Below are 26,145 nucleotides of genomic sequence, written 5' to 3' on the forward strand. Positions count from 1 at the left end.
CAGATGAGATCCACCATTCACCGCCGGCGGGCATCCGTGCGCGCCCGCGCCGCCCTCGCCATCCCGATCGCCGCGATCCTCCTCGTGGGGGTCCTGGCCGGCCCGGCACACGCCGAGACCGGCGATCCGCAGACCGAGACCGCCGCGCCCGCGCCCTCGGAGACGCCGGAGCAGGCGACGCCCGACGCGCCCGAGCCCGAGGCGCCCGCGACCGAGGCGCCCGCGACCGAGCAGGCGCCGGCGCCCGACGCGCCCGAGCCCGAGCCCGCCGATGAGGACGTGGCATCCGTGCTGTCCCAGGCCACTCAGACGGTGCGGCGGGACGCGGTGCCCACACGGGCGACCGGGTTCCAGCTGCGGTATGCGTTCGCGCCGGGCGTGCAGCCGGCGAACCCGCACAATGAGACCGACGTGGCCGCGGAGCAGAAATACGACTGGGCCGATGCCGGCATCCACTATCTGGCCTGGGACTACCCCATGCCCGATGACGGCCATCACGAGGTGACCTTCACCGCGCAGCTGATCGACCACGGAACCCTCACCGACTACACCGTCGAATACACCTCGAAGGTGAACCGCACATCCGGATCGCTGAGCGTCGAGACGGACTGCGTCATCCTGCAGGACGGCGCACCGGTGGACTTCCAGAACGAGTCGCCCTTCGCGTGCGAGGGGAGCTCGACGCAGGGGGCATCGGGGGCCGTGCTCGCCTCGGCGAAGGTGGCGCTGTACAACTGGTCCACCATCACCGGCATCATCGACGTGCGCAACGTCAGCCACGGACCGGTCATCTCCCTCGCCGAGGGGACCTTCTCCACCGCGAACCAGCAGAAGCGCATCGTGATGAACGGTGAGGCCTGGTACCCGGTGGACGCCGACGTCGAGCACAAGCGCGCGCTGCCGTACGCGACCATCGAAAACGGGGCGCAGCTCACATGGTCCGCCGCGCAGCAGAACTTCGGGCGCGAACAGTCCGAACCGGACACCCACGCGCAGGCATCTTTCGCCTACCGCATCCTGCTCGACGGCAAGGAAACCCCGTACTGGATCAGCGGCTGGGCGGAGAACTACAAGTACCTGTCGGGCAGCGAGCCCTCCGCCACCTGTTCGATCTTCCTGGGCGACCCGAACACGACCGGTGTGCGCGTGCTGGAGAACACGCCGTTCACGTGCGAGCCCACCGGAATGAGCAAGCCGAACGTCAAGACCGACGATGACACCACCTTCCAGGTGCGGATGGCCAAGGTGGACACGGTGACGACAGACCAGGATGCCAGGGACCGCGGCATCGTCGACGCCTGTGGCGAGCAGGGGGACGGCTGCATCCAGTCCATCGGTGAGCCGACGCTCGACACGGCCGAGGCAGGGAACCCGCGGACCATCGCCACCCAGCCCCACGCGGCGGGTTCAGACGAGCCCCAGGAGTGGAAGTTCGAGCGCACCTGGTCACAGGAGGTCACGGATTCCGTCGAGCAGACCTTCGGCGTCAAGCTCAGCTACGAGGCAGAGTATGAGCCGATGCCGGGTGAGACCTTCAAGTACGGAGTGGAAATCAGCTCCGAGACGAGCTACGGATATGACCTCAGCAAAGGACTCGAGTACAAGTTGACGAGTTACCCGGAGATCCCGTTCGGCGCCGTGGGGCGAATGGTGCAGTACGAGGCCTGGGACGTGTACACGGGTGAGCTGTACTTCTTCGGCGAGGGCAACTCGTGGTACCGCCTCAGCGGGACCTCGATCCGCATTCCGGTCGACGCCTCGATGTTCGGTGCCGAGTCGAAGACGTTCGCCGGGCACGTGGATGCGCAGGAGGCCCCGGTGATCGGCGGCGTGGAGTTCCGCTGTTCGTGGAAGGAATCCGCGAGGGCGAACGTCCTCCTCCACAACCCGACCGTCGAGAAACTCACTCTGTGCGACATCCCCGTCAGCTGGGGCGACGAGGTGCCCAGCATTCGAGGGCTCGACGTCGACCCCGACCTGCTCAAGGACGCCCGCGCAGTGCTCGCCGACAACCTCGATGCGCTGAACGAAGAGCTCGAGAAGCGCAAGAGCGAGCTCGCCGAACTGCGTCAGGGCTGATCGAACGGCGCCCACGCACGGCTCCCACGCCGGCGGTCGCCGCGCCCCCGCGCCGACCGTCGCCCGGACCGCCACGCCTCCCCCCGGCGTCGGCGGGACAACCGGGGGCCCATCGGACTGCTCGCCCGATGGGTCCCCGGCCCGTCCGTTCGTTACAGGTGCTTGCCGCCCGTGACCGGCAGCACGGCACCCGACGTGTAGGAGCCGTCCTCGGAGGCGAGGTACACGTACGCACCGGCCAGCTCGGCCGGCTGCCCGGCCCGGCCGAGCGGGGTGTCATGGCCGAACTCTTCGAGGCGCTCGACCTCCCAGCCGGTGGCGGGGATGAGCGGTGTCCAGATGGGACCGGGGGCGACGGCGTTCACGCGGATGCCGCGGGGTCCGAGCTCCTCGGCCATGGCGCGGACGAATGCCACCTGGGCGGCCTTGGTCATGGCGTAGTCCACCAGCGACGGTGACGGGCTGAACGCCTGGATCGACGCGGTGACGATGAGCGACGAACCCGGCTGCAGGTGCGGCACGGCAGCGCGGGCGGTCCAGATCATGCCGTAGAGGTTCGTGCGGAAGACGCGGTCGAACTCCTCGGTCGGCAGGTTCTCGATGCCGTCGCGGTCCTTCTGGTAGGCCGCGTTGAGCACGACGATGTCGAGGCCTCCGAGCTGCTCGACCGTGTCGGCCACGATGCTCGTCGCGAAGGTCTCGTCGCGGATGTCGCCCGGGAGGGCAACGGCCTTGCGGCCGGCCCGCTCGATGAGGGCGACGGTGGCGTCGGCATCCTCCTGCTCCTCGGGGAGGTAGACGATCGCGACGTCGGCGCCTTCGCGCGCGTAGGCGATCGCGACGGCGCGGCCGATGCCGGAGTCGCCGCCGGTGATCAGCGCCTTGCGACCCTCGAGTCGGCCACTGCCGCGGTAGGTCTTCTCGCCGTGGTCGGGGTCGGGCAGCGTCTCCCCGGTCAGGCCGGGCTGCTCCTGGTGCTGGGCGGGGATCTCTTCGTCGCGGTACTTATCACGCGGATCCTGCATGGTCATGTGGCTCCTTCCGTTGCGTGCTTCGAGCGTGCCCAAGCGAAGCAGCAGCGAAAAGGGGCTTGACACCCCTTTTCGCTCAGACGGAAGCGTCCCCCCTCACGCTGCCGAGTGAGTATTCAGCATCCCGCGCGAATACTCACTCGGCAGCGGGGAGGGGGCAGACGGCGGCGGCGGCGACGGCCTCACCGTACTGTTCTGCCGTCCAGGGCAGGCCGGCGGCGGGCGCGGTCTGTCCCGACGCCGCCGGCGCCTTCGACGCGATCGCGGCGAGCTCCCACGCGAGGTACGCTCCGACGCCACCGTTCGCGCGCGAGTTGTTCAGCACGACCGCGACGGTCATCCCGGTGGCCGGGTCGGAGAAGGCCCCGGTGATGTATCCCGGCATCGCACCGTACTGGCCGATGAGCGACCCTGCCTGGTAGGTGCCGCCGGCGGTGGTGTACCAGGCAGGAGCGCCGGGCCCGGCGGGCATCACCGAGGCGAAGCGGTCGTCGTTGGCACCGGGAAGGGATCTCGTCGCGAGGGCCTGCATGTACAGCCCCAGGTCCTCGATGTCCGACACCACGCCGGCGGCGGTGTAGCCGGTGCTCGACGACAGGGCGGTGACGTCCATCGGCTCGGCGCAGTTGGCCCCGCCCTCCGGACCGTCGGGCGAGTACAGCCCGTTGAGCATGGGCGCCTCGGCTTCGGCAAGATTGCGCGTCGCTGCCGGAAGCGCGGTGGCCTCCAACGCGAGCGGCTCGGTGATGTACTTCTCGTACATCTCCGCGGCCGACATTCCGGTCGCCCGCTCGAGCGCGATGCCCAGCAGCAGGTACCCGGTGTCCGAATCGGCGAACGCCGCCCCGGGCTCGCCGGTGCGCGCGGATCCCATCCCGTAGGCGGCCAGCTCCTTGGGGCTCCACACGCGCTCGGGAGTGGCCAGCCAGCGGTCGATCACGCGCGGCGCGTACGAGGCGATGCCGCTCGTCGAGTCGCACAGCTGCTCGAGGGTGATGTCCTCGTAGCCCGGCATGCCGGTGATCCACTCGGTCACCGCGTCGTCAGGCGACACCAATCCGTCGGATGCCGCCGCATACAGCACGTCGCAGGTCATCGCGCGTGTCACGTTGGCCACCCGGAAGCGCATGTCGGTGCTCACCGGCTGGCCGCCGGGCGTCGTGGTCCCGAGGCCCGCGACCCACGTGCCGCTCCACGGCGCCCACACTCCGACGATCGCGCCACTCGAGCCCGTCGCGGCCATGGCGCGCTCGACCGCTCCCTGCAGCTGCTGCTGAGTCTCGGCGGCCAGCGCGGCATCCACCTGCTCCGGAACGTCGGGAACGACAGACGGCCCGTTGCCGGAGCACGCGGTGGCGACGAGCGCAATGCCGACGACGCCGGCGATCGCGGTCACGACGCGCCGTGCGCGGCTGATGTGCGGCATCCAAACCCCCGAAAAGTCTCCCTACGATTCAAACACACCCCGGCGTCCGCCCCCGTACGGCTCACCTAGCCTGGGGGTCATGCCGCATACCTTCGACGACGAAACCCTGGTGGGCGTGCTCCGGCACATGAACGACGACCACACCGACGACAGCCTGCTGATCGCGCGCGCGTTCGGGTGCCCCGACGCCGTGCAGGCGACCATGGCCGGCTTCGACGGCGACGGCGGCGACTGGGTGGCCGTGCGGGCCGACGGGTCGGCACAGTCGGTGCGCGTGGGGTGGCCGCACGCGCCCATCGCGGAGCGCCGCGACGTTCGCCGCGAGATCGTGGCCCTGTACGACGCCGCTTGCGCCGCGCTCGGGGTCGAACCGCGGCCCCACAGCTGACAGCGGCCCAGACAACCGGATGCCGCCTGAATAAAAAGCTTCAGGTTAGCTGAGCCTTCGTCATACGATGAGGGCATGTCCGAGCCGATCGCCTTCTCCACCGCACTGCGCGAGCGTTCCACCGGCGCCCACTCCGGCAGCGAGAGCGCGGGATTCATGGCCGACCTCATCAAGGGCGAGGGCACCCGCGAGGATTACATCGCCCTCGTCGCGCAGCACTGGTTCATCTACGAAGCCCTCGAGGGGGCCACTGAGCGCATGAAGGCCGATCCGGTGGCATCCGTGTTCATCAGCGACCGTCTCACGCGCCTGCCCGCCCTCGAAGCGGACCTCGGGTTCCTGCTGGGCGCCGACTGGCGCACGCAGATCCAACCGCTGCCGACGACGCAGCGCTATGTCGAGCGCATCCGGGCGGTCGGTGCGACCTGGGCCGGGGGCTTCGTCGCCCACCACTACACCCGCTACCTCGGCGACCTCTCCGGAGGCCTGTTCATCGGCCGGCTGATGGCTCGCCGGTTCGGCTTCGAGACGAACGGCATCGGGTTCTACCTCTTCGACGCGATCGCCGACCCGAAGGCTTTCAAGGACGTCTATCGCGAGCAGTTGGATGCCGCGCCGTGGGACGACGCCGAGAAGGAGCGCGTCATCGCCGAGGTGCTGCAGGCCTACCGGTTCAACACCGAGCTGTTCGAGGATCTGGCCCGCGCGAAGGCCGGCATCCTCGTCGCCTGACCTGCCGAGCACGCCCCGCCGCGACGGCGCCGTCAGGCGCGCGGGCGCATGAAGCGACGCACGTCCGGATCGACGCGGATGTCGCTGGGGCGCAGCGGCCGGGTCAGGTACAGCCCCTCGAGGCTCGTCAGCCGCGACAGCGCGACGTAGGTCTGGCCGGGGGCGAAGGCACCCGAGCCCAGGTCGATGATCGCGCGTTCGTAGGTCTTGCCCTGCGACTTGTGGATCGTCACGGCCCACGCCAGCCGCAGCGGGAACTGCGTGAACTCCGCGACGATGTCGCGGGAGAGCGCCTTGGATGCCGGGTCGTACGCGTACCGGAACCTCTCCCAGACGGTGGGCTCGACATCGTGCTCCACGCCGTCGACCTCGACGCGCACCGTCGCCCCGGCGATGCGGGTGACCGTGCCGATCGTGCCGTTGACCCACCGGGGCGGCTCGCCGAAACCGCCGACGTCGTTGCGCAGGAACATCACCTGCGCGCCCACCTTGAGCTGCAGCTCCATCTCGGCCGGGTACGCCGCGTCGCCGCGCCCGAAGTCGCCGCTGACATCGGCCCGGGCCGTCTGCACCGTGCCGGGGAGGGCGTCGAGGTGGCGCTGGTTGATGCGGCCTACGATGTCGTTTCGCGTGGCGAGCGTGATGATGGGCGGCTCGTCGCCGCCGGGCTCGGGCGGACGCCGGGCACCGGCGGTGTTGAGGATGTCCGCCATGTCCGCGGTGACGACCCCGTGACGCACGGCGTTGAGGAGGATCTTGAATGTCGGGTCGGACTGGCGGTGGATGTCCCGCAGCTCGCGGATGTTGAGCTTCGCGCCGTGACGGCCGAGGTCGATGAGGCCGCCATCGGCGTCGTCACCCGACTCCCCCGCCCAGACGTGCGCGTCGAAGAACCAGAACGACCGGTAGTGGTCGCGGATGTACCGCATCTCGTCGCCCCGGGGCGGGACCGGCGCCAGCTGGTAGGGGTCGCCGAACATGACGACCTGGGCGCCGCCGAACGGCTCGCTGCGTCGGCCGCGCGCCTGGCGGAGCGAGCGGTCGATGGCATCCATGAGGTCGGCGTTGACCATCGAGATCTCGTCGATGACGAGCGTGTCGAGGGCATTGAGGATGCGGCGGGTCTGGTCGGGCTGGTCCAGGTCGCTTCCGGCGATGAGCCCGATGGGCAGCCGGAACAGGGAGTGGATCGTCTGACCCTCGACGTTGAGGGCGGCAACCCCGGTGGGGGCGCAGACGGCGATCTGCTTGTCGGTGTTCCAGGCCAGGTGACGCAGCAGCGTCGACTTGCCCGTGCCGGCGCGGCCGGTGACGAAGACGTGCTCATCGGTGTCTTCGATCAGCCGGAACACCGCTTCCTGTTCATCAGAGAGGGGCGGTGTGCTCACTGATTCATGCTCGCACAGGCGCGAGGCGCCCAGCCGCCGATGCCCACAGCGCGCCACGCCGCGCCGCCTGGGAGTACTCCCGGGCTGGGGGCGGGTGCAGTTCCTAGACTGAGTACATGCAGCAGGGGGTCACGGAGCCGATGCGCTCTCGCGCGCGCCGCGGCGACGGCGCCCCCTCGCCCCGGGCGGATGCCGCCACGCCGGGCTCCCGGTCGGCCGGCCGTCGCCTGCGGCGGGATCTCTCGCTGCTGGCCGTCGCGGGCGTGCTGCTGCTCGCGGCGCTGGCTGCCACCTCGAGCGTGCTGTACACGCAGTTCTACGGCCCGAGCGCGTTCGTCACGCGCTACCTCACGATGCTCAGCGAGGGCCGGGCCGCCGACGCCCTGACCGTCCCGGGGGTCGTCGTGGACTCCGCCGACCTCGAAGCCGCCGGCCTTCCGGCGACGGCCTCAGAGGCGCTGCTGCGTCGCGCGGCCCTCGCCGAGCTCACCGACGTGCGAGCCGTCGCCGAGGAGACCCGCGACGGCGTCACCCTGGTGACGGTGGAATACAGCGCCGGGCCCTACCCGGGAAAGACCACGTTCGCCGTGGAGCGCGACGGCTGGATCGGCGTGGCCCCCTCCTGGCGGTTCGCCGAATCGCCGCTCGCGGTGATCGACCTGACGGTGCACGGCGCCATGCAGTTCACCGTCAACGGCTTCGAGGTCGACAAGCGCCAGGTGTCACCGGAGGGCGCCGAGGCCGACCCCACCGCGTCGGTGCCGCTGCTGGTGTTCTCCCCGGGCGTCTACTCCGTGTCGGTCGACACCGCCATGTCGGCGACCCCCGGCGTCGCGGTGCTGTCGGACTCGCCGGCCACCGGCATCCCGATCGAGCTTCAGGCGCAGCCCACCGAGGAGTTCATCGGCGTCGTGCAGGAGCAGGTCGACCAGTTCCTGGCCGACTGCGCCGCCCAGCAGGTGCTGCAGCCCGCGGGGTGCCCGTTCGGATTCACGGTGCGCAACCGCATCAACGAGCTGCCCGAGTGGTCGATCCCGCAGCCGCCGCAGGTCACGCTGGAACCGAACGGCGCGGGGTGGAAGATTCCCGTGACCGACGCCGTCGCGCACATCGACGTCGAGGTGAGGTCACTGTTCGACGGATCTGTGACGCCGGTCAGCGAAGACGTGCCGTTCCAGTTGACGGGCGAGATCTCGGTGCTGCCCGACGGCACAGCCTCGATCGTCCTCTCCGGCGCCGAGTGAGTATTCGCGCCGCCGAGTGAGCACCACCGCCCGCACGGTCGTCACGAATGGCCCTGCGCACGCGCTCCACAGGGAAGTATGCGACGACTGAACAACCGGGCCGGCTTGGCGCACAGCACCCGGGAACCCCCGCGCCCGCCCCCCTCAGAGCCCGGCGCGCTCCCGGCGGGCATCCCGCTCGGCGAGTCGCGCGAGCTTCTCGTTGTACTCCTTGAGCTCGGCGTCGTCGGTTCGGTCCGCCTGACGGTCGCGCCGCTTCTGCATCCGCTCGTCGCTGCGGCTCCACTGGATCGCCACGACCAGCGCCAACACGAGCGTCGGGATCTCGCCGACCGACCACGCCACACCGCCACCCGCGTACTGGTCCTCCAGCGGGGTCACACCCCAGGTGCGCCCCATCGAGCCGAACCACTCCGCGACCATCAGGCCGGACTGCATCATGATCGCGATGCCGAAGAACGCGTGCATCGCCATCACCGCGATGAGCGTGACCAGGCGGAACGGGTACGGGTAGCGATACGGCACCGGATCGGCGCCGACGAGCGACAGGGTGAACAGGTACCCGGCGATGAGGAAGTGGGCGACCATCCACTCGTGGCCCAGGTGGTCGTAGAGCGACCAGCGGAAGAGGTCGGTGTAGTAGAAGACCCAGAGCGATCCGATGAACATCGCCGCCGCGAAGAGCGGATGGGTGACCACGCGTGAGAACGGGCTGTGCACCGCCCACAGGATCCACTCCCGGCCGCCGCGCGTGCCGTCGTCCCGCTTGCGGATCGCCCGTGCCGCGAGGGTCACCGGAGCTCCCGCCACGAGGCACAGCGGAATGGCCATCGACAGCAGCATGTGCCCGACCATGTGCACGCTGAACAGGTAGTCCTGGTAGACGTTGATCGGCCCGCCCGTGACCCACAGCAGCAGCGCAAGACCCACCAGCCACAGGACGGTGCGGTGGACCGGCCAGGTGTCGCCGCGTCGGCGGAGGCGAATGACGCCCGCGACGTAGAAGAACGCGCCGAAGGCGACGGCGAAGGCCCAGAGCAGGTCGATGTCCCACGCGGTGAACCAGCGGTCGATGGTGAACTCCGGTGGCAGCGGCGCCCCGGTGAGGAACTGCGCGGGCGTGAGGTCCACGGGCAGCGACGTGTCGACCGGCGGAGGCGTGCGCGCGAGGGCCGCCGCCGCACCGCTGGCGATGCCCATGAAGGCCAGCTCCAGGCCGATGAGCGACCAGAACCGGCGCGATGCGGCATCCTCCCGGTATCGGCCGATGAGCCGCACGCGGTACCAGGCGCCGAGCACGCCCAGCACGACGAGCGCGGCGATCTTCACCAGCAGCACGAGGCCGTAGGGAGAGGTCAGCAGCTCGAGCGTGATACCGCCGGCGAGGGCGCGCGCGGTGCCCGAGACGGCGACCACGATGAACGCCGCCAGCGCGATCGAGGAGTAGCGCCGCAGCACGTCGGCCATCTCGTCGCGTGAGAGCACGGGCCGCACCAGCACCATGAGCACGAGACCGCCCAGCCAGACCGCGGCCGCGATGAGGTGCAGCGCCAGCGCTGTGACGGCCGCGCTGTGGTTGGCGTCGTCGCCGGAGTGACCCTGCGTGGCCATGGGCACGAGCGAGGCGATCGCGAGGATCGCGACGATGAGCGTTGGCGTCCACGTGCGCACCGCGAACGTCAGCACCGTCAGCACGGCGCCGGCCAGGGTGGTCAGCAGCCACGAGCGGCCGAGCTCCTGCTCGACGAGGAAGCGTCCCAGCAGCTGGCCGAACTGCGCGTCGGGGCTGGGAGTGGAGCCGAGGGCGTTGAGCACGGTGAAGAACCCCGTGATGCCGGCCGAGACGGTGAAAACGGCTGCGCCGACGGATGCCGCATCCAGCGCGGTCTCGAAGGCGCGCGTCCCCGCCCGCAGCGCGTACAGCGCGACGACGAGGGATCCCACCATGACGGCGGCGCTGAGGTTGACCGTGAGCTTGGCCACCGGCAGGCCCCAGCGGACGACCGGACCGGGATCGCCCAGCCGCAGCGGCTCGGCTCCCCCGGCGAAGGCGAGCCCGCACAGCAGCACGGCGACAGCCGCGACCGCGAGGATCGTCGGGCCGGCGTACCGGAGGGCGCGGGAGTTCACCACACAAGCCTACGTGGGCATGCAGAAGGGGGATGCCGCGTGGCATCCCCCTTCTGGCGGCGCGAGGTCTCGGGGCGCGCCTGCGCGCGCCGAGGCCTGGCCTGGGCCGGAGTCGTTACTTGACGGCAGCCTTGAGCTTGGAGCCGGCGGTCACCTTGACGCGCTTGCCGGCGGCGATCTTGATCTCTTCGCCGGTCTGCGGGTTGCGGCCCGTGCGCGCGGCGGTGTCGACCTGCTCGAACGCGATCCAGCCGGGGATCGAGACCTTGCTGCCCTTTGCGACGGCCTCGGAGACGGCCGCGAACAGCGAGTCGAGCACGCCGGAGACGGTGGCCTGGCTCTGGCCGGTGGCGCTGGCGATGCTCGAGACGAGCTCGGTCTTCGTGATGGACTTGTCAGCCATGGGGTTGTCCTCCAAGGCGGCGGCGCCGCCTTCTTGTCCTTCGGACCGGAGGCTGGCGCCCCCGGGCTGGTCAGTGCGACCGTGCCCGAATATACCCACGATCCGCGGAATCATGCGGATTTGGGCGCCTTGCGGGGCAGATTCACCGCGTGTCGCGGGTGAATCGGGACGGATGCGCCCGTTCCGGGCGTCGCAACCATCTTTCTCGGCCGGTTTCGGGGATCGGCAACGCGAATACTCACTCGGCAACGCGAATACTCACTGGGCAACGCGAAAGGCCCGCAGTTCCGGGGAACTGCGGGCCTTTCGATGCGGTCAGCGACCGGGTGTCACCAGGACGACTTGGTCACACCGGGCAGCTCGCCACGGTGAGCCATGTCGCGGAAGCGAACACGCGAGATACCGAACTTTGTGAGGTTTCCGCGGGGGCGACCGTCGATGACGTCGCGCGAACGCACGCGCACGGGCGATGCGTTGCGGGGCAGCTTCTGCAGCCCCACGCGGGCGGCTTCGCGCTCTTCGTCGGTGGACTCCGGCGACACGAGCGCCTTCTTCAGCTCGGCGCGCTTCGCGGCGTAGCGGGCCACGATGACCTTGCGCTGCTCGTTGCGCGCGATCTTGCTCTTCTTAGCCATGGATCAACGCTCCTCTCGGAATTCGACGTGCTTGCGGATCACCGGGTCGTACTTCTTCAGCACGATGCGGTCGGGGTTGTTGCGGCGGTTCTTGCGCGTGACGTAGGTGTAACCCGTGCCGGCGGTCGAACGCAGCTTGATGATCGGACGGACGTCCTGAGCCTTCTTGGCCATCAGAGCTTCACACCCTTCGCGATCATGTCCTTGACAACCGACTCGATGCCGCGGACGTCAATGACCTTCATGCCCTTGGCGGACACGTTGATCGTGATCTTCCGGCCCAGCGAGGGCACGAAGTAGGTCTTCTTCTGCACGTTCGGGTCGAAGCGGCGCTTCGTCCGGCGGTGCGAGTGCGAGATGTTGTGACCGAAGCCGGGAACAGCTCCAGTCACCTGGCACACTGCTGCCATGTGATGTCTCCTTAGTACCGTGGCACCGGACGGTGCCACCCAAGATCCCTTGTCTGCACCCCGCACTCGATCCGGCCCGTGAAGGACCGCGGTCGAAGGGAAGGGTGCGAACTGCGTGCTGGAGTGCGCGCAGACGAAGAGTCAGTCTAGCACGGGCGGGCGTGTCGGCTTGACCTGCGGCACCGCCTCACGTGGCCGCAGCCGCCTGCGGCCCGGCCCCGCGCCCCCACCGGAACGCCGATACGGTCGGGTGGCCGGCGATCCAGAAGCGCCACGGGAACGCCGCCGTCCCCGCCTCGCCCGCCACGCCCACGCGCGGCCCGGTCGCCGGCTGCGCCACCGGGTCCACCAGCAGCAGCAGCTGCGCGACGGCACCGTGAAGCGGCACCCCCGTGACGGCGTCGATCCCGTCATGACGGGGGTGTCGCAGTCCCACCGCGTCGCCGAGACGTCCCGGCCCTCGGGCGAGGTCGCGGTCGACGCGTGCGGCGGTGCGGCGGCGACGGGCGGCATCCAGCCCCTCCACCACCTCGCCGCCGCGCAAGAGCACACCGCCGGCGACCCCGTCGGGCGCGCAGACGACGTTCACGCACGAGTGGATGCCGTGACTCAGGTAGACGTAGAGGTGACCGGGCTCCCCCCACATGGTGGCGTTGCGCGGCGTCGGCCCCATGCGCGCATGCGAACCAGGGTCGGGCACCTCCCCCGTGCCGCGGCCGTGGTAGGCCTCGACCTCGGTGAGGCGCACGCCGACCGTCTCGCCGTCTGCGGTCACCCGCAGCACGCCGCCCAGCAGCCGCGGCGCGACCTCGAGGGGAAGCCCCGCGAGCTCCTCGCGCGTCGCCGGACGCAGGTCGCTCATTGCGGCGGCACCTGGCACCACGAGGAGTCGAACCCGGTGAGCGCGACGACCGGCTCACCTTCGGCGAGGGTGACGATGTGGGTCTCGAGTCGCTCGGGCAGCGGCACGTCATAGAGGTCGTAGGCGTTCGCGACCGCGTCGGGCGCCACCAGCACCGCGGCGTAGCGGCCGCTGGGCGACACGCAGGTCTGCAGCACGGCGTCGGTGCCTGGCACCTCGAAGACCGCTCGCGTTCCGCCCGGCTCGACGACCTCGACCGAGGTGCCGAGCGGGTTGAGGCCGTCGAAGCGGGTGACGGTCTGCAGGGTCCCCTCGCCGCCGGGGAGGGGCAGCACGAGCTGGGGCCGCACGTCGGCGACGGCGAGCGGCAGCGGCTCCTCGGTGCCGTCGCCGAGATCGACCAGCACCAGCCCGTCCACCCGCTCGACCGCGGCCAGCGGCGTACCACGGGCGATGCCCTCGATCGCCATGGCAGTGCCGAGGTCGACCGAGTCGGCGCCCGACGACGCCGACAGCAGCAGCCGGCCGTCGAAGGTCAGCACCAGGAGCGCCTCGCTGTCGGGGACGAACCTCCAGTCGGTGACTCGCTGCTCGTCGCCCGCGATCGACACCGCGACCGGATCGGCATCCGGATCCTTGAGCGACGCGGTGTAGAGCACGCTCTCGGCGCCGCCGCCGAGCCCCACGTCGTCGGCGGTGTAGGTGTAGCCGATGAGCTCGCCGCGGTCGGCGCTCTGCAGGTTGGCGACGCGACCCTCCCCCGGCAGAGCGAGCTGGGTGGGGTTGCCGCCGTCGCGGTCCGTGACGATGAGCGCAGTGCGGTCGTCTTCGCGCACCGAGATCACGAGCCGGCTCGAGGTGGCCCGGAAGTCCTCGATGTGGGGGTGCTCGAAGACGGGCACGCCCTCGCCGGCGAGGTCGGTGCGAAAGACGGTGTCGCCCCCTTCGGAGCGCCGCAGCAGGAACATCTCCAGGGGCGGGGTGCGCATCGTCTCGACCACATCCGAGGTCGGACCACCGCCGACGGCCTGGAGCCCCTCGATGCGCACCGTGTACTCGGTGTCGTCGTACAGCGGCAGGGTGAAGCGCACGCCGACGCTGCGGCCGGAGGTGTCGACCGTGAAGGGGGTCTCCGGGGTGACGGTGACCTGCGAGGGATCGACCTCCTGCAGCGATCGGCTGGTCGTCACGATGAACCGCGACCCGGATGCCGAGATCGCCGCCGCGGGATCGGACTGCACCCCGGTGACGCGGGGACCCTGCAGAGCGGCGATTCCGGCGCCCACGAGCCCGACGAGCACGAGCAGGCCGACGACGACCGCGAACGCCACCGCGAACGAGCGCCGGCGCCGATCGCGGCGCAGGCCGCCCCGCGTGCGCTGCCGACGACCGACGGCGTCAGTACTCATAAGGGTCGTCCGGCTCGTCGATGGGGGTCACCTCGGTCGCGGCGATCGTCAGCGCGCCGTCGGCGCCGACCTGCACGGTTCCGCTGACGGTCACCCAGGTGCCCGTCTCGGGCACGTCGCCGACGGCGACGGGAACGCTCGCCACCTGCGCGTCGATGACGCAGTGCGTGATGACCAGCCTCGTGAGGTCGAACCCGTCGTCGGCGGGAGTGACGAAGCCGGTGAGGGTCACCGCGTCGCCGTCGAAGGCCTCGGGGTTGGTGGCGGTGGCGAAGACCGTCGCCCACTCCCCGACCCCGAACACCGTGGTGTCGCCGGTGGTGGCGAGGTCGAGCGCGTCGGCACCCTGGAAGAGCGGCGCCGATCCAGTGTCGCGGTCCATCGCAAGCTCGGCGGAGAGCGACGCCGGGGGCAGCACGAGGATCGCGCCGACGATGCCGGTGGCCAGCACCCCTCCCGCCACGGTCGCCGCGGTCGCCGCGGTGCGGCCGAAGCCCGCGGCGGCGACGGCCTCGCGCCCGGCGTCGTGCTCCGCCTCGTGCTCGCCACCGTGGGCGTCGCCGGCGGCCGCGCGCGCGTCACTGTGATCATGGCCGTGCTCCGCCTCGGCGCCGAGTGGCAACGCGAAGCTCGCCACGGTCCCGACGAGCGCGACCACGGCGAACGCGACGGCGAACCACGACGTGTCGGGGTTGATGTACAGCCCGATGCGGCCCGTCGCCGCCAGCACGATCGTGAACGCGGCCACGCCGGCGGCGAGCCCGACTCCCAGCCAGCGGTTGGTGAGCGCCTGACCGCGGGTGAGCACCCCGCTCTTCGACGAGAGCATCACGACGTCAGACAAGCAGGTTCACCCCCACGCCCATCGCGAAGGCGAACAGCACGACGACCACCGTCATCCCGACGAGCACGGGAGTGCGGTAGGTGGTGCGCAGCAGCGCCAGCATCTTGATGTCGACGATCGGGCCGACGATGAGGAACGCCACGATCGCGCCGGGCGTGAATGTCGACGCGAAGGAGAGCGCGAAGAACGCGTCGACGTTGGAGCAGATCGAGACGATCATCGCCAGCGCGATCATCACGGCGATCGACAGGGCCGGGTTGGACCCGATGGCCACCAGCGCCTCGCGCGGCACCAGCACGTGCACGGCGCCGGCCAGACCCGATCCGATGACGAGCGCCGGCATGACCGCGCGCAGCTCGACGACGAACTGGGCGAGGCTGCGTCGGCCCCGACCGCCCGTGTCGGATGCCGCGAAGTCGCAGGTGTCGCGGAAGCGGTCGGTGATGAGGGCATCGGGGTCCGGGTGCAGGCTGTACAGCCAGCCGATGAGGTTCGCGACCAGGTAGCCGCCCACGAGCCGGGCGATGAGGATGCCGTCGTCGAACCCGAACGCCTGGTGCGTCGTGAGGATGACGATGGGGTTCACGATCGGCGCCGCCACGAGGAAGGTGAGGGTCTCGGGCACCGAGAACCCGCGCATCATCAGACCCCGCGCGAAGGGCACATTCCCGCATTCGCATACCGGGATGAACATGCCCAGCAACGACAGCACCGCCCGTCGCGCCCACGCGCGTCGCGGCATCCACCGCTCGATCGCCCCTGGGGGGAGCCACACCTGGATGACGATGGAGAGCAGCACGCCGAGCACCACGAAGGGCAGGGACTCGATGAGCACGCTGATGGCGAGGGTGAGGCCGTCCTGCGCCCGATCGGGGAGAGGAGTGGATGCCGGTGTGATCGCCGCAACCAACAGCAGTGCGGCGACGACGGCCGCCCCGAGGCCGAGCGAGACCAGCAGCCGCGTGCTGCGCGCCGGTTCGGGGCGCGCGATACGTGGCCGGCGCGCTCGGCGGGGCTGCACGCTCGTCACGCGAGCGACTCCCGGGCGACCGCGGACTCGGCGGCCGCGGGCGACGCGGCGCCGGCGGCGGCGGCGGTGCAGGCGGCGCACACCCCGAAGATGTCCACGACGTGCTCGGCCTGCGTGAATCCGTGCTGGGCCGCCGTGCGGTGCGCCCACTGCTCGACATCGGTCGCGGCGATCTCTACGGCGTGTCCGCACCGGCGGCAGATGAGGTGGTGGTGGTGGCCCGAGGTGGTGCAGGCGCGGTAGAGCGCCTCACCGTCGGGGCTCTGCAGCTGGTCCGCGTCGCCGGCTGCGGCCAGGCCCGCGAGCGCGCGATAGACGGTGGCGAGACCTATGCCGGTGTTCTCTTCGCGCAGCGTCGCGTGCAGGGTCTGCGCGCTGACGAAACCCGGCGCGTCCGCGAGCGCGTCGCGCACGCGCTCTCGCTGCCAGGTGTTCCGCTGAGCCATGGGTCCGATTCTAGGCGGGCGCCCCGAAGAGGCGGCTGAGAGCGGGCGCGGTCATGCCGCCTCGTGCAGTCGCGTCACGCGCCCGCGGCGGCCTCCCGCCACACGGCAGACGAGGTAGATCACGAACGAGATGGTGGTGATGTACGGGCTCACCGGCAGGGTGCCCATGACGGCGAGGAGAATGCCGCCGACCGCGGACACCACCCCGAAGAGGGCCGCCAGCAGCGGCACCGACAGCGGCCCCGAGGCCACGCGCATGGCGGCCGCGGCGGGGGTCACCAGCAGCGCCATCACCAGCAGTGCCCCGATGATGTGCACGGCCACCGCCACGATGAGACCCAGCAGCAGCATGAACGTCAGCGACACCGCGGTCGTCGGCACACCGCGCGCGGCGGCGGACTGCGGGTCGAGCGAGTCGAAGCGCAGCGGGCGCCAGATCAGCAGCAGGCCGAGCAGCACGAAGGCGCCGATGCCGATCAGCCAGCCGAGCTGCCCGGACTGCACCGACACGATCTGGCCGGTCAGCAGGCTGAAGCGGTTGGCGCTGCGACCGTCGTAGAGCGAGAGGAAGAGGATGCCGAGGCCCAGGCCGAACGGCATGAGCACCCCGATGATCGAGTTGCGGTCGCGTGCCCGGGCACCGAGCCCGCCGATGATCGCGGCGGCGATGAGCGAGCCGACGATCGACCCCGTGACGACGTCGACGCCGATGAGCAGGGCCGCCGCTGCGCCGGCGAACGACAGCTCGCTGATGCCGTGCACCGCGAACGCCATGTCGCGCTGCATCACGAAGACGCCGATGAGCCCGCCGACGAGGCCGAGCACAGCGCCCGCCCACACCGAGTTCTGCACGAGCGCGAGGATCTCGCTGTAGTCGGCCAGTCCGCCGAAGAACGCGTCGCCGATGTCGTCCCAGTTCATGCCGATGCCTCGTGGTGGTGGTGGTGCGACGAGGCCTCGGCGTCGGGGGCGCCGACGACGACGAGCCGCCCTCCCGCGCGCAGCACCTCGACGGGGGCGCCATACAGGTCGCTGAGCACCCGGGAGGTGAGCACCTCGTCCGGAGTTCCCAGCGTGAACCGCCCGCCCGCGATGTACAGGATGCGGTCGACGGCGCCGAGCACCGGGTTGATGTCGTGGGTCACGAGCAGCACGGCGGCATCGCTCCTGCGCCGGTGTGCGTCGATGAGCCCCACGACGGCCTGCTGGTTGGCGAGGTCGAGGCTCGTCAGCGGTTCGTCGCAGAGCAGCAGGCGGGGGTTGTCGGCGAGGGCCTGGCCGACGCGCAGGCGCTGCTGCTCGCCGCCCGAGAGCAGCCCCACCGGACGATCGGCGAAGGCGCGCGCGCCGACGGCGTCGACGAGCGCGTCCACGCGCTCACGCTCGCCGCGGCGCGGGAAGGGAAAGCCGAATCGGTGACCGTTGATGCCGAGCGCGACGAGGTCGCGGCCGCGCAGCGGCGTCTCAGGGGGAAGCGGCCGCTGCTGCGGGATGTAGCCGATGTCGCGGTTGCCGCGCTGGCGCACGGGTCGTCCCAGCGCCTCGATGTGTCCGGCGCTGAGGGATTCCAGCCCCAGGATCGCCCGCAGAAGCGTCGTCTTGCCGGACCCGCTGGGGCCCAGCACCGCGAGCAGCTCACCGGGATGCACCTCGAGGTCGAGCCCCGCCCACAGCTCGCGATCGCCGCGGCGCAGCGCCGCGCCGGTGATGCGCAGCGGCACGCCGGGTGCGGAGGTGGTCGCGCTCACGCGTCCAGCGCCGCGGCGAGGGCTGCGATGTTGTTCTCCATCCAGCCAATGTACGTCTCGCCGTCGGGGAGCGTCTCGGTGAGCTCGACGACGGGCACCCCGGCGTTCTCTGCCGCATCGATCGCCTCTGCGGTCTCGGCGCCGGCGGTCTGCGCGTTGGTCAGCAGCACCGCGACGTCGCCCGAGGCGATGACGTCGAGGGCAGCGAGCAGGGTGGCGGGCGGCACGTCTTGCCCCTCTTCGACCGCCTCGCTGAATGCCGGCGGCGTGAGGTCGACCAGCCCGGCGGCGAGCGCGAGGTAGACCGGAGCCGGTTCTGTCACGAACGCCCCCTCGCCCTCGTGCACGGCGGCGAGGTCGGAGAGCTCGAACTGGAGCCGGGCGATCTGCCCGGAGAAGTCGGCCAGGTTCTCTTCGAACATCGCCGCGTCATCCGGACGCAGCTCGGTGAGCGCGGCGGCGATGTCCTCGGCGACGTGCTCCATGGTGTGAGGGTCGTACCAGACGTGCTCGTTGAAGCCCTCGACGTGGTCGTGATCGCCGTGCTCTTGCGCGTCCGTGGCCTCGGCGTCGTGCCCGTCGCCGCCCGGCCATTCGGCTGAGTGCTGCACCGCGGTCACGACGGGGACGTCCACCCCGCTCGCCTCGATCAGCGCGTCGACGAAGGGGTCGTATCCGCCGCCGTTCTCGATGATGAGGTCGGCGCGCTGGATCGCCAGCTGATCCCGGGCGCTCGCCTCGTACGCGTGCGGGTCCTGCGACGCCGACGAGACGATCGAGGTGACCTCGACGGCATCCCCGCCGATCTCCTCGGCGATCTGCCCGTACACGCTCGTCGACGCGACCACCTGCAGCGCGCCGTCGTCCGTCGCCACATCATCCGGGGCGGTGCCTGAGCAGCCGGCGAGCAGGAGGACGGATGCCGCACCGAGCGCGGCTGCGGGAAGCGTCTTGCGGGTCGTCATGGACCCAGTGTACGGGCTACTGATAATCGTTCTCAACATGGGTGCCGACGGGCGCCCGCCACGGTTCAGTCCAGCAGCAGTGCGGGCTCCTCGAGCACGGATGCCACGTCGGCGATGAACCGGCTCATGCCGTCGCCGTCGATCACGCGGTGGTCGAAGGACCCCGAGACCGTGGTCACCCAGCGCGGGCGCACCTCGCCGTCGACGACCCACGGCTTCTGGCGGATGGCACCCATCGCGACGATGCCCGACTCGCCGGGGTTGATCGTCGGGGTGCCGGCATCCATGCCGAAGACGCCGATGTTGGTGATCGTGATCGTGCCGCCCTGCTGGTCGGCAGGGGTGCTCTTGCCCTCGCGCGCGGTGAGCGTCAGGCGCTGCAGAGCGCGGGCGAGCTCGCGCATGCTGAGGTCCTGCGCGTCCTTGATGTTCGGCACGAGCAGGCCGCGCGGCGTGGCGGCGGCGATGCCGAGGTTGACGTAGTTGCGCACGCGGATCTCGGCTCCGCCGTCGGTGTCGACCCACGCGGCGTTGACCATGGGTGTGCGACGCACCGCCCAGACGACCGCCCGAGCCATGATCAGCAGCGGCGAGACCTTGACGTCGGCGAAATCGGGGGATGCCTTGAGGCGCTTGACCAGCTCCATCGTGCGGCTCGCGTCGACGTCGGTCCACACCGACACGTGCGGGGCCGACGACGCCGAGCGCACCATCGCCGAGGCGGTCGCCTTGCGCACGCCCTTGACCGGAATGGTCTCCTCACGCCCGTCGTCGGACGGCGCCGGAGTGACGGGGATCGTCTGCTCTCGCACCTCGGGCAGGTCGGGGGTCTGGATGTTGCGGAACACGCTCGCCTGCGACGCCTGCGCCACCACGTCGTCGCGGGTGACCTGTCCGCCCGGGCCGGTGGGCGTCACCGCGGCGAGGTCCACACCGAGGTCCCGCGCCAGCTTGCGGATCGGGGGCTTGGCGATGACCCCGACCGACGCTCGCACCTGCTGCTGCGAGCTCGGCGTCCGCGTCGGGCGCCGTCGCGACGCCACCGCGCCGCCCGTGCCGTAGCCCACCAGCACCGCGCCCTCGCCGTCGCCGGATGCCGCCTGCTCGCCGTGCTCGGACTGGCCGACCACCACGGGAGTGGCGTCATCGGACGCTGCGGTCCGGCTCGACTCGATCGTGATGATCGCAGCGCCCACGGGCACCGTGTCACCCTCGGCCACCAGCAGCTCGCCGACTGTGCCGGCGAACGGCGACGGCAGCTCGACGAGCGACTTGGCGGTCTCGATCTCGACGATCACGTCGTTGACGGCGACCTCGTCCCCCGGCGCGACGCGCCACTGCACCACCTCGGCCTCGGTCAGTCCCTCACCGACATCGGGCAGGACGAACGTCTGCGTGCTCATGATGGTCCTTTCGCGGCGGCCCTGCGGCCTCAGTGGGCGAGTACGCGGTCGACGGCCTCGAGGATGCGGTCGGCATCGGGGAGGTACACGCCCTCGAGCTTCGCGGGCGGGAACGGCACATCGAATCCCGACACCCGCAGCACCGGGGCTTCGAGGGCGTAGAAGGCGCGCTCCATGACGGTCGCGGCGACTTCCGACCCCACGGAGGTGAAGCCGGGCGCCTCCTGGGCGTAGACCATGCGTCCGGTGCGTCGCACCGAGTCGAGGATGGGGCCGTAGTCGATGGGCGACAGCGAGCGCAGGTCGACCACCTCGCACGAGGTGCCTTCGCCCTCGGCGAGCGCCGCGGCCTGCAGCAGAGTCGTCACCATCGCGCCGTGGCCGACGAGCGTGACGTCGGTGCCGCGGCGGACGACCCGTGAGGCGTGCAGCGGCACGGCGCGGGATGCGGTGTCGACCTCGCCCTTGGCCCAGTACTTCGCCTTCGGCTCGAGGAAGACCACCGGGTCCGGTGAGGCGATGGCATCCTGGATCATCCAGTACGCGTCGTTCGCCGTCGACGGCGACACCACCCGCAGTCCCGCGGTGTGGGTGAAGTAGGCCTCGGGGCTCTCCTGGTGGTGCTCGACCGCGCCGATGTGGCCGCCGTAGGGGATGCGGATGACCACCGGCATCTGCAGCCGGCCCTCGGAGCGGTTGGTGAGCTTCGCGAGCTGCGTGGTGATCTGGTCGAAGCCGGGAAAGACGAAGCCGTCGAACTGGATCTCGACGACGGGGCGGAAACCGGCCATCGCCAGGCCGATCGCGGTGCCGATGATGCCGGACTCCGCCAGCGGGGTGTCGAGCACGCGCTGTTCGCCGAACTCGGCCTGCAGCCCTTCGGTCACGCGGAAGACGCCGCCCAGGCGGCCGATGTCCTCGCCCATCAGCAGCACGTGGTCATCTGCGGCGAGCGCGGCGCGCATGCCCGCGTTGAGGGCGCGCCCGAGCGGCATGGTCGTCAGCGTGCCGGTGACCTCTGCCGGACGGGTGGTCGTTGCAGCCTCGGTCATGACGCGCCCTCCTCGAAGGATGCCTCGTAGTCGGCGAGCCAGGCCCGCTGCTCGGCCACGAGCGGGTGGGGGTCGCTGTAGACGTGCGCGAACATCGACTCGGCCGGAATGGTACCCAGGGCGTTCGTGCGGGTTCGCACGTCGTCGGCGAGGGCCTGCGCCTCGGCGTCGACGTCGGCGAAGAAGGCGTCGCTGGCTCCCCGCGCCTGCAGGAACGCGCGCATGCGCACCAGCGGGTCGCGGAGCGTCCAGGACTGCTCCTCGTCGGAGGTGCGGTACTTGGTCGGGTCGTCGCTGGTCGTGTGCGCGCCCATCCGGTAGGTCATCGCCTCGATCGCGCGCGGACCGTCGCCTGCGCGCGCCTCGTCCAGCGCCCGCTTGGTGACGGCGTAACTGGCCAGCACGTCGTTGCCGTCGACGAGGATCGACGGCATGTAGCCGGCCGCCCGCAGGTGCAGCGGTGTGCGGGACTGGGTCGCCACCGGGACCGAGATCGCCCACTGGTTGTTCTGCAGGAAGAAGACCTGCGGAACGCGGTAGCTCGCGGCGAACACCATCGCCTCGTGCACGTCGCCCTGGCTCGACGCCCCGTCGCCGTAGTAGACGATCACGGCTTCGTCGCGCTCGGGCTCACCGGTCGCGGTGCGCCCGTCGAACACCAGACCCATGCCGTACCCGGTCGCGTGCAGGGTGTGCGCACCGAGCACGAGCGTGTACGGACGGGTGTTGCCGTTCTTCGGGTCGGCCGCGTCCCACCCGCTGTGCGTGAGCCCCCGCATGAGGCGGATGATGTCGACCGGGTCGACCCCGCGGATCGTGCAGACGACGTGCTCGCGGTACGAGGGGAAGATGTGGTCCTGCGTGCGGGTGGCACGGGCCGACCCGACCTGGGCGGCCTCCTGGCCGAACGACGGCGGCCACAGGGCGAGCTGGCCCTGGCGCTGCAGGTGCGTGGCCTGCCTGTCGAACGCGCGGCTGTTGGCCATGTCGCGGTAGAACTGCTCGAGATCGGCGTCGGGCAGGGCGTCGACGATCTCGAGGTAGGGCTCTGCGGCGGGCGTCGGCGCGTACGACCCGTCGGCCGCGAGGATGCGCACGAGAGCGGGATCGTCGGGCGGGATCATCCCCCTACGCTAACGTGCGGCGCAAGGCCCGCCCTGCTGGACATCCCACAACGGATCGCCGGATCCGCAGTACGCGACCTACAGACCCTGCGCGTGCGCCGCGCGCGCGGGGTGCCCCTCGGGCAGCAGCGACAGGGCGGATGCCGCGGCCTCGTGAATGGCCGCCATCGACTCCTCCTCGCCCACCGAGATGCGCACGCCGTCACCCGCGAACGGACGCACGATGAGGCCCGCGTCGTCGAAGCGGGGCGCCACGTCGAGCGTGTACTCACCCGTCGGCAGCCACACGAAGTTCCCCTGCGCGTCGGGGACGTTCCACCCGTCCGCCCGCAGCGCGCTCGCGAGGCGATCGCGACGGTCGGTGATCACGGCGACCCTGGCGATGAGCTCGTCTTCGGCGTCGAGGCTGGCCAGCGCCGCCTCCTCGGCCTGCGCGGTGACCGACAGCGGAATGCCGGTGCTGCGGGCGGCGTCGAGGATGCGGGGGTGACCAACGCCGTAGCCGATGCGCAGGCCCGCGAGACCGTACGCCTTCGAGAAGGTGCGCAGCACCACGACGTTCTGGTGTCCGGTCGCCAGCACGCGCGCACCATCGACGGCCGCAGGGTCCGTGACGAATTCGGCGTAGGCCTCGTCGAGCACCACGAGCACGTCTGCCGGCACGCGGGCGAGGAAGGCCTCGAATTCGTCCTGTCGGACAATGGGCCCGGTGGGGTTGTTGGGACTGCAGACGAGGATCATCCGAGTGCGATCTGTGACGCGCCGGGCCATTTCCTCGAGGTCATGGGTGCCGTCTGCGGCCAGCGGCACCGCCACCGCGGTCGCGCCGGCGACGGCGGCCAGACCCGGGTAGGCCTCGAACGAGCGCCAGGCGTACATCAGCTCGTCGCCGGCGCCTGCCGTCGCGAGGGCCAGCTGCTGCAGGATCGACACGCTGCCGGCCGCCACGTGCACCGCGTCGCTGCTGACTCCGAACCGCGCCGCCAGCCGGGCGCGCAGCCGCGACGCCGACGCGTCGGGATAGCGGTTGACGGCGATCGCCGAACGCAGGGCCTCGACGACACTCGGCAACGGCTCGAAGGGGTTCTCGTTGCTGGAGAGCTTGAATGCATCGGCGCCGGCCTGCTTCCCCTGCCGGTAGGGCGGGAGGGCGGCGATCTCGGGACGGATCCGCACGGGCGCGGGCGAGGGGGCCTCAGTCACATTCCGAGCCTACAAGCGCGGCGCCGCCCCCAAAGCACGGCCGAGAACCCGCGCGCGGGCGGCACCGGCAATTCGCGACGGCGTCGCGCCGCGGCATGGGACACTGCTGGGCATGCGCTTCATCATCCGCGTCGTCGTCAACGCCTTCGCGATCTGGGTCGTGACCCTCATCCCCGCGCTGCAGGTCACGGTGATCGCCTTCCCACCCGGCGAGACCCTGCAGCTCGTGCTGACCCTGCTCGCAGTCGCCGCGATCTTCGCGCTGGTCAACACGATCATCGGCACGGTCATCAAGATCGTCGCGCTCCCCCTGTACATCCTCACCCTGGGGCTGATCTCGTTCATCATCAACGGGTTCCTGCTGTGGCTCACGGCGTGGATCACGGGGTTCTGGCACTGGGGACTGCGCCTGGACGACTTCTGGTGGGGCGTGGTCGCCGCGATCGTGATCTCGCTCATCAACTGGTTCTTCGGCATCATCCTGCGCCCGCAGCGCCGTCGCCGCGACTGAGCCGCTCGTCACGGCGCGCCGCTGCCCAGACCGTCGTCTCGACGGATGCCGCGGCGCCCAGTTCCCCGAGCACATCGCGCAGCGGCTGCACGCGGGGATCGGTGCTCGCATCGAGCATCGCCGACGTCTCGGCGTAAGCGGTCATGTGGTGGCTGGGCAGCGTGAGGTCGCCGACGTGCGCCCGCGGGTGCGCGACGCGTTCGGCGACGAAGCTCCCCGGCGCACCGACGACGGCCGGAAGGCCCCCGTCGGCCAGCGCCGCGACGGGGTCGTCGGCGTGCCGCACGCTCACGCTCAGGGTGCCCGCGCCCACATCCGCCGCCACCGGCGACCCGAAGGTCACGACCGTGCGGGTGTCGAAGCCGCCCTCGGTCGCCAGCCGCGAGGCGATCATGCCGCCCTGTGAATGGCCGAAGGCGTGCACGGCGTCGCCTTCGCCTGCGCCGGCCGCGCGCAGCGCATCGACCACGACGGCGTACGACGCCGCGGTCTCCCCTCCATAGAGCTCCAGGTTGGACTGCATGTCGAAGGGGTCCTCACCGCCCGAAGCCGCCGTCTGCGTCCCGGCTATGTAGACCGCGAACTGCCGGGTGCCATCCGGCATGGTGTACTTCTCCACCCGCACGCGCGCGTCGCCCTCGCCCGGCATGCGGGCCGCTGCCTCGGCGAGCGAGGCGGGGGCCGCTCCCCGCGCCGATTGCCGCAGCGGCACGGCGGCCACCGGCGGCGGGTGTCCCGTCAGCCGCTCCCCGACGTCGACGGTGCCGCCACCGTGGGCGCGCACCGCCTGCCGGAACACCGGCAGGCCGACCGAGAGCGCGCCCAGCGTGAGCGGCCCCGCTTGCATCCCCAGCGCCAGCAGCTGGCCCCCGAACGCCGTCCCCATGTCTGCTCGCCACGCGCGCAGCGCCAGATCCGCCGCCCGCGCCGCCTCGGGGTCGGTGGCGCGCGCCAGCAGCAGCGCGACCCGCACGCGCATGATCTGCGCGCCGTCGCCCCCCGCTTCGGCCGCCACCAGCTGGGCCCGCAGCTCGACGATTTCGTACACCGCCGAGGCGTGACGCAGCCGCGCCGCGAGGGCCCGTGCCTCATCGGCCGATGCCGCCACCTCCCGGCTGAGGGCGCGGGCGTCGCCGGTCTCCGGCTCCGCGAAGACCACGCCGGACAGGTCGGTCGCCACGGCCGCGAGCGCGTCGGCGTCATCGTCGAGTGCGGCGGCGACCAGTTCGAAGCCGCCGGCGGCGGCATCCAAAGACGCGGTGTCCACCGCGATCGGCCCCGAGCCGCGGATCTCGAGGTCGCTCACGGCTCCGGAGTCCAGCTGCTCTCGAGGCGGTCGCGGGTCTGCACGAGGCGCTCCCGCAGCTGCACCATCGGCCGGTCGATGCGCGCCACACCCTCGACCCAGGCGTCCACCGCGTCGCGGAACGCCCGCGCCGCGCTGGACTGCCAGTCCGTCTCGCGCGCCATCCCCATCGCACGCGCCCGCACGTCGTCCAGACCCGCCTGGATCGCCGTGAGCCTGTGCAGGGCGGCATCGACGCCGGCGATGTCGTCGCGCAGATCCAGGGTCATGGGTTCGACTCTCGCCCCTGCCCGTGCCCCGGCGGCGCCTTCACGGCCGCGCCGGGGACAGCCGGCGGAAAACCGGCTCTGTGCAGAGCGCGTCGATATCGCCATGA

At 71.0% G+C, this 26,145-nt stretch carries 27 protein-coding genes; 5 read left to right on the plus strand and 22 right to left on the minus strand.

The window, feature by feature from the left end; translation table 11 throughout:
- The first annotated feature begins 3 nt into the window (after positions 1-3).
- A complete protein-coding gene (locus QNO21_RS14930) occupies positions 4-2,079 on the plus strand; it encodes a brain acid soluble protein 1 (RefSeq protein ID WP_257518590.1) in 2,076 nt (691 codons plus the stop codon).
- Between the two features lie 152 nt (positions 2,080-2,231).
- On the opposite strand, the gene QNO21_RS14935 is transcribed toward QNO21_RS14930, so the two are convergent.
- Together QNO21_RS14935 and QNO21_RS14940 are read right to left on the minus strand one after the other, a co-directional pair.
- Positions 2,232-3,110: an SDR family oxidoreductase gene (locus tag QNO21_RS14935; protein WP_257518591.1), complete on the minus strand. Its 879-nt coding sequence runs from the start codon at positions 3,108-3,110 to the stop codon at positions 2,232-2,234.
- A 136-nt stretch (positions 3,111-3,246) separates the two neighbouring features.
- Complete coding sequence (locus QNO21_RS14940) at positions 3,247-4,536, minus strand: serine hydrolase domain-containing protein (RefSeq protein ID WP_257518592.1); 1,290 nt, start codon at positions 4,534-4,536, stop codon at positions 3,247-3,249.
- 79 nt (positions 4,537-4,615) lie between these two features.
- Between QNO21_RS14940 and QNO21_RS14945 the strand changes: the two genes are divergently transcribed.
- Together QNO21_RS14945 and QNO21_RS14950 are read left to right on the plus strand one after the other, a co-directional pair.
- Positions 4,616-4,924, plus strand: a complete 309-nt coding sequence (locus QNO21_RS14945; protein WP_257518593.1) for a DUF2470 domain-containing protein — start codon at positions 4,616-4,618, stop codon at positions 4,922-4,924.
- Between the two features lie 75 nt (positions 4,925-4,999).
- Entirely contained in the window at positions 5,000-5,656 is a 657-nt protein-coding gene (locus tag QNO21_RS14950) for a biliverdin-producing heme oxygenase (RefSeq protein ID WP_257518594.1), read from the plus strand.
- 32 nt (positions 5,657-5,688) lie between these two features.
- Here the strand turns inward: QNO21_RS14950 and QNO21_RS14955 are convergent, their stop codons facing one another.
- Positions 5,689-7,044, minus strand: a complete 1,356-nt coding sequence (locus QNO21_RS14955; RefSeq protein WP_257518595.1) for an ATP-dependent DNA helicase — start codon at positions 7,042-7,044, stop codon at positions 5,689-5,691.
- 116 nt (positions 7,045-7,160) lie between these two features.
- Here QNO21_RS14955 and QNO21_RS14960 point away from each other — a divergent pair, with 116 nt between their 5' ends.
- A complete protein-coding gene (locus QNO21_RS14960; protein WP_257518596.1) occupies positions 7,161-8,288 on the plus strand; it encodes a hypothetical protein in 1,128 nt (375 codons plus the stop codon).
- Positions 8,289-8,432: 144 nt separating this feature from the next.
- On the opposite strand, the gene QNO21_RS14965 is transcribed toward QNO21_RS14960, so the two are convergent.
- The 17 genes from QNO21_RS14965 to QNO21_RS15045 all read right to left on the minus strand — a co-directional run bounded on the left by QNO21_RS14965 (position 8,433) and on the right by QNO21_RS15045 (position 23,952).
- Complete coding sequence (locus QNO21_RS14965; RefSeq protein WP_257518597.1) at positions 8,433-10,418, minus strand: bifunctional copper resistance protein CopD/cytochrome c oxidase assembly protein; 1,986 nt, start codon at positions 10,416-10,418, stop codon at positions 8,433-8,435.
- A 115-nt stretch (positions 10,419-10,533) separates the two neighbouring features.
- A complete protein-coding gene (locus QNO21_RS14970; RefSeq protein WP_257518598.1) occupies positions 10,534-10,821 on the minus strand; it encodes an HU family DNA-binding protein in 288 nt (95 codons plus the stop codon).
- Between the two features lie 329 nt (positions 10,822-11,150).
- Positions 11,151-11,456 carry a 30S ribosomal protein S14 gene (gene rpsN, locus QNO21_RS14975; RefSeq protein WP_257516230.1) on the minus strand — a complete coding sequence of 102 codons (306 nt, stop codon included), beginning with the start codon at positions 11,454-11,456 and terminating at the stop codon, positions 11,151-11,153.
- 3 nt (positions 11,457-11,459) lie between these two features.
- Positions 11,460-11,630, minus strand: coding sequence for a 50S ribosomal protein L33 (rpmG, locus tag QNO21_RS14980; protein ID WP_005051772.1), 171 nt, complete (start codon positions 11,628-11,630; stop codon positions 11,460-11,462).
- Positions 11,630-11,866, minus strand: a complete 237-nt coding sequence (gene rpmB / locus QNO21_RS14985; RefSeq protein WP_257494552.1) for a 50S ribosomal protein L28 — start codon at positions 11,864-11,866, stop codon at positions 11,630-11,632. The genes rpmG and rpmB overlap by 1 nt, the downstream gene beginning before the upstream one ends.
- Before the next feature lie 187 nt (positions 11,867-12,053).
- Positions 12,054-12,728: a DNA-3-methyladenine glycosylase gene (locus QNO21_RS14990; RefSeq protein WP_257518599.1), complete on the minus strand. Its 675-nt coding sequence runs from the start codon at positions 12,726-12,728 to the stop codon at positions 12,054-12,056.
- On the minus strand, positions 12,725-14,137 hold the full coding sequence (locus tag QNO21_RS14995) for a hypothetical protein (RefSeq protein ID WP_257518600.1): 1,413 nt from the start codon (positions 14,135-14,137) through the stop codon (positions 12,725-12,727). Before QNO21_RS14995 ends, QNO21_RS14990 begins: the two co-directional genes overlap by 4 nt.
- A complete protein-coding gene (locus tag QNO21_RS15000) occupies positions 14,127-14,966 on the minus strand; it encodes a TIGR03943 family putative permease subunit (RefSeq protein WP_257516727.1) in 840 nt (279 codons plus the stop codon). The genes QNO21_RS14995 and QNO21_RS15000 overlap by 11 nt, the downstream gene beginning before the upstream one ends.
- Positions 14,967-14,973: 7 nt before the next feature.
- Positions 14,974-16,011 (minus strand): permease, encoded by a 1,038-nt coding sequence (locus tag QNO21_RS15005; RefSeq protein WP_374113680.1) that lies wholly within the window; start codon positions 16,009-16,011, stop codon positions 14,974-14,976.
- Complete coding sequence (locus tag QNO21_RS15010) at positions 16,008-16,457, minus strand: Fur family transcriptional regulator (protein WP_257517198.1); 450 nt, start codon at positions 16,455-16,457, stop codon at positions 16,008-16,010. Before QNO21_RS15010 ends, QNO21_RS15005 begins: the two co-directional genes overlap by 4 nt.
- Before the next feature lie 51 nt (positions 16,458-16,508).
- Positions 16,509-17,378, minus strand: a complete 870-nt coding sequence (locus QNO21_RS15015) for a metal ABC transporter permease (protein WP_257517197.1) — start codon at positions 17,376-17,378, stop codon at positions 16,509-16,511.
- A complete protein-coding gene (locus QNO21_RS15020; protein WP_257518601.1) occupies positions 17,375-18,205 on the minus strand; it encodes a metal ABC transporter ATP-binding protein in 831 nt (276 codons plus the stop codon). Before QNO21_RS15020 ends, QNO21_RS15015 begins: the two co-directional genes overlap by 4 nt.
- Positions 18,202-19,170 carry a metal ABC transporter substrate-binding protein gene (locus QNO21_RS15025; RefSeq protein WP_257518602.1) on the minus strand — a complete coding sequence of 323 codons (969 nt, stop codon included), beginning with the start codon at positions 19,168-19,170 and terminating at the stop codon, positions 18,202-18,204. The genes QNO21_RS15020 and QNO21_RS15025 overlap by 4 nt, the downstream gene beginning before the upstream one ends.
- A 65-nt stretch (positions 19,171-19,235) precedes the next feature.
- A complete protein-coding gene (locus QNO21_RS15030; RefSeq protein ID WP_257518603.1) occupies positions 19,236-20,573 on the minus strand; it encodes a dihydrolipoamide acetyltransferase family protein in 1,338 nt (445 codons plus the stop codon).
- A gap of 29 nt (positions 20,574-20,602) precedes the next feature.
- The gene (locus QNO21_RS15035) at positions 20,603-21,625 is read right to left on the minus strand and encodes an alpha-ketoacid dehydrogenase subunit beta (RefSeq protein WP_257518604.1); all 1,023 of its coding nucleotides are present in this window, start codon (positions 21,623-21,625) and stop codon (positions 20,603-20,605) included.
- The gene (locus tag QNO21_RS15040; RefSeq protein ID WP_257518605.1) at positions 21,622-22,749 is read right to left on the minus strand and encodes a thiamine pyrophosphate-dependent enzyme; all 1,128 of its coding nucleotides are present in this window, start codon (positions 22,747-22,749) and stop codon (positions 21,622-21,624) included. Before QNO21_RS15040 ends, QNO21_RS15035 begins: the two co-directional genes overlap by 4 nt.
- Before the next feature lie 78 nt (positions 22,750-22,827).
- On the minus strand, positions 22,828-23,952 hold the full coding sequence (locus QNO21_RS15045) for a histidinol-phosphate transaminase (protein WP_257518606.1): 1,125 nt from the start codon (positions 23,950-23,952) through the stop codon (positions 22,828-22,830).
- A 112-nt stretch (positions 23,953-24,064) separates the two neighbouring features.
- Between QNO21_RS15045 and QNO21_RS15050 the strand changes: the two genes are divergently transcribed.
- On the plus strand, positions 24,065-24,463 hold the full coding sequence (locus QNO21_RS15050; RefSeq protein ID WP_257515545.1) for a phage holin family protein: 399 nt from the start codon (positions 24,065-24,067) through the stop codon (positions 24,461-24,463).
- Here QNO21_RS15050 and QNO21_RS15055 read toward each other — a convergent pair.
- Both QNO21_RS15055 and QNO21_RS15060 read right to left on the minus strand, forming a co-directional pair.
- Positions 24,429-25,769, minus strand: a complete 1,341-nt coding sequence (locus tag QNO21_RS15055; protein ID WP_257515546.1) for an alpha/beta hydrolase family protein — start codon at positions 25,767-25,769, stop codon at positions 24,429-24,431. The genes QNO21_RS15050 and QNO21_RS15055 overlap by 35 nt on opposite strands.
- Positions 25,766-26,038 carry a hypothetical protein gene (locus QNO21_RS15060; protein WP_257515547.1) on the minus strand — a complete coding sequence of 91 codons (273 nt, stop codon included), beginning with the start codon at positions 26,036-26,038 and terminating at the stop codon, positions 25,766-25,768. The genes QNO21_RS15055 and QNO21_RS15060 overlap by 4 nt, the downstream gene beginning before the upstream one ends.
- Positions 26,039-26,145: the final 107 nt, after the last annotated feature.

This window comes from Microbacterium sp. zg-Y818, from assembly GCF_030246905.1.
GTDB lineage: Bacteria > Actinomycetota > Actinomycetes > Actinomycetales > Microbacteriaceae > Microbacterium.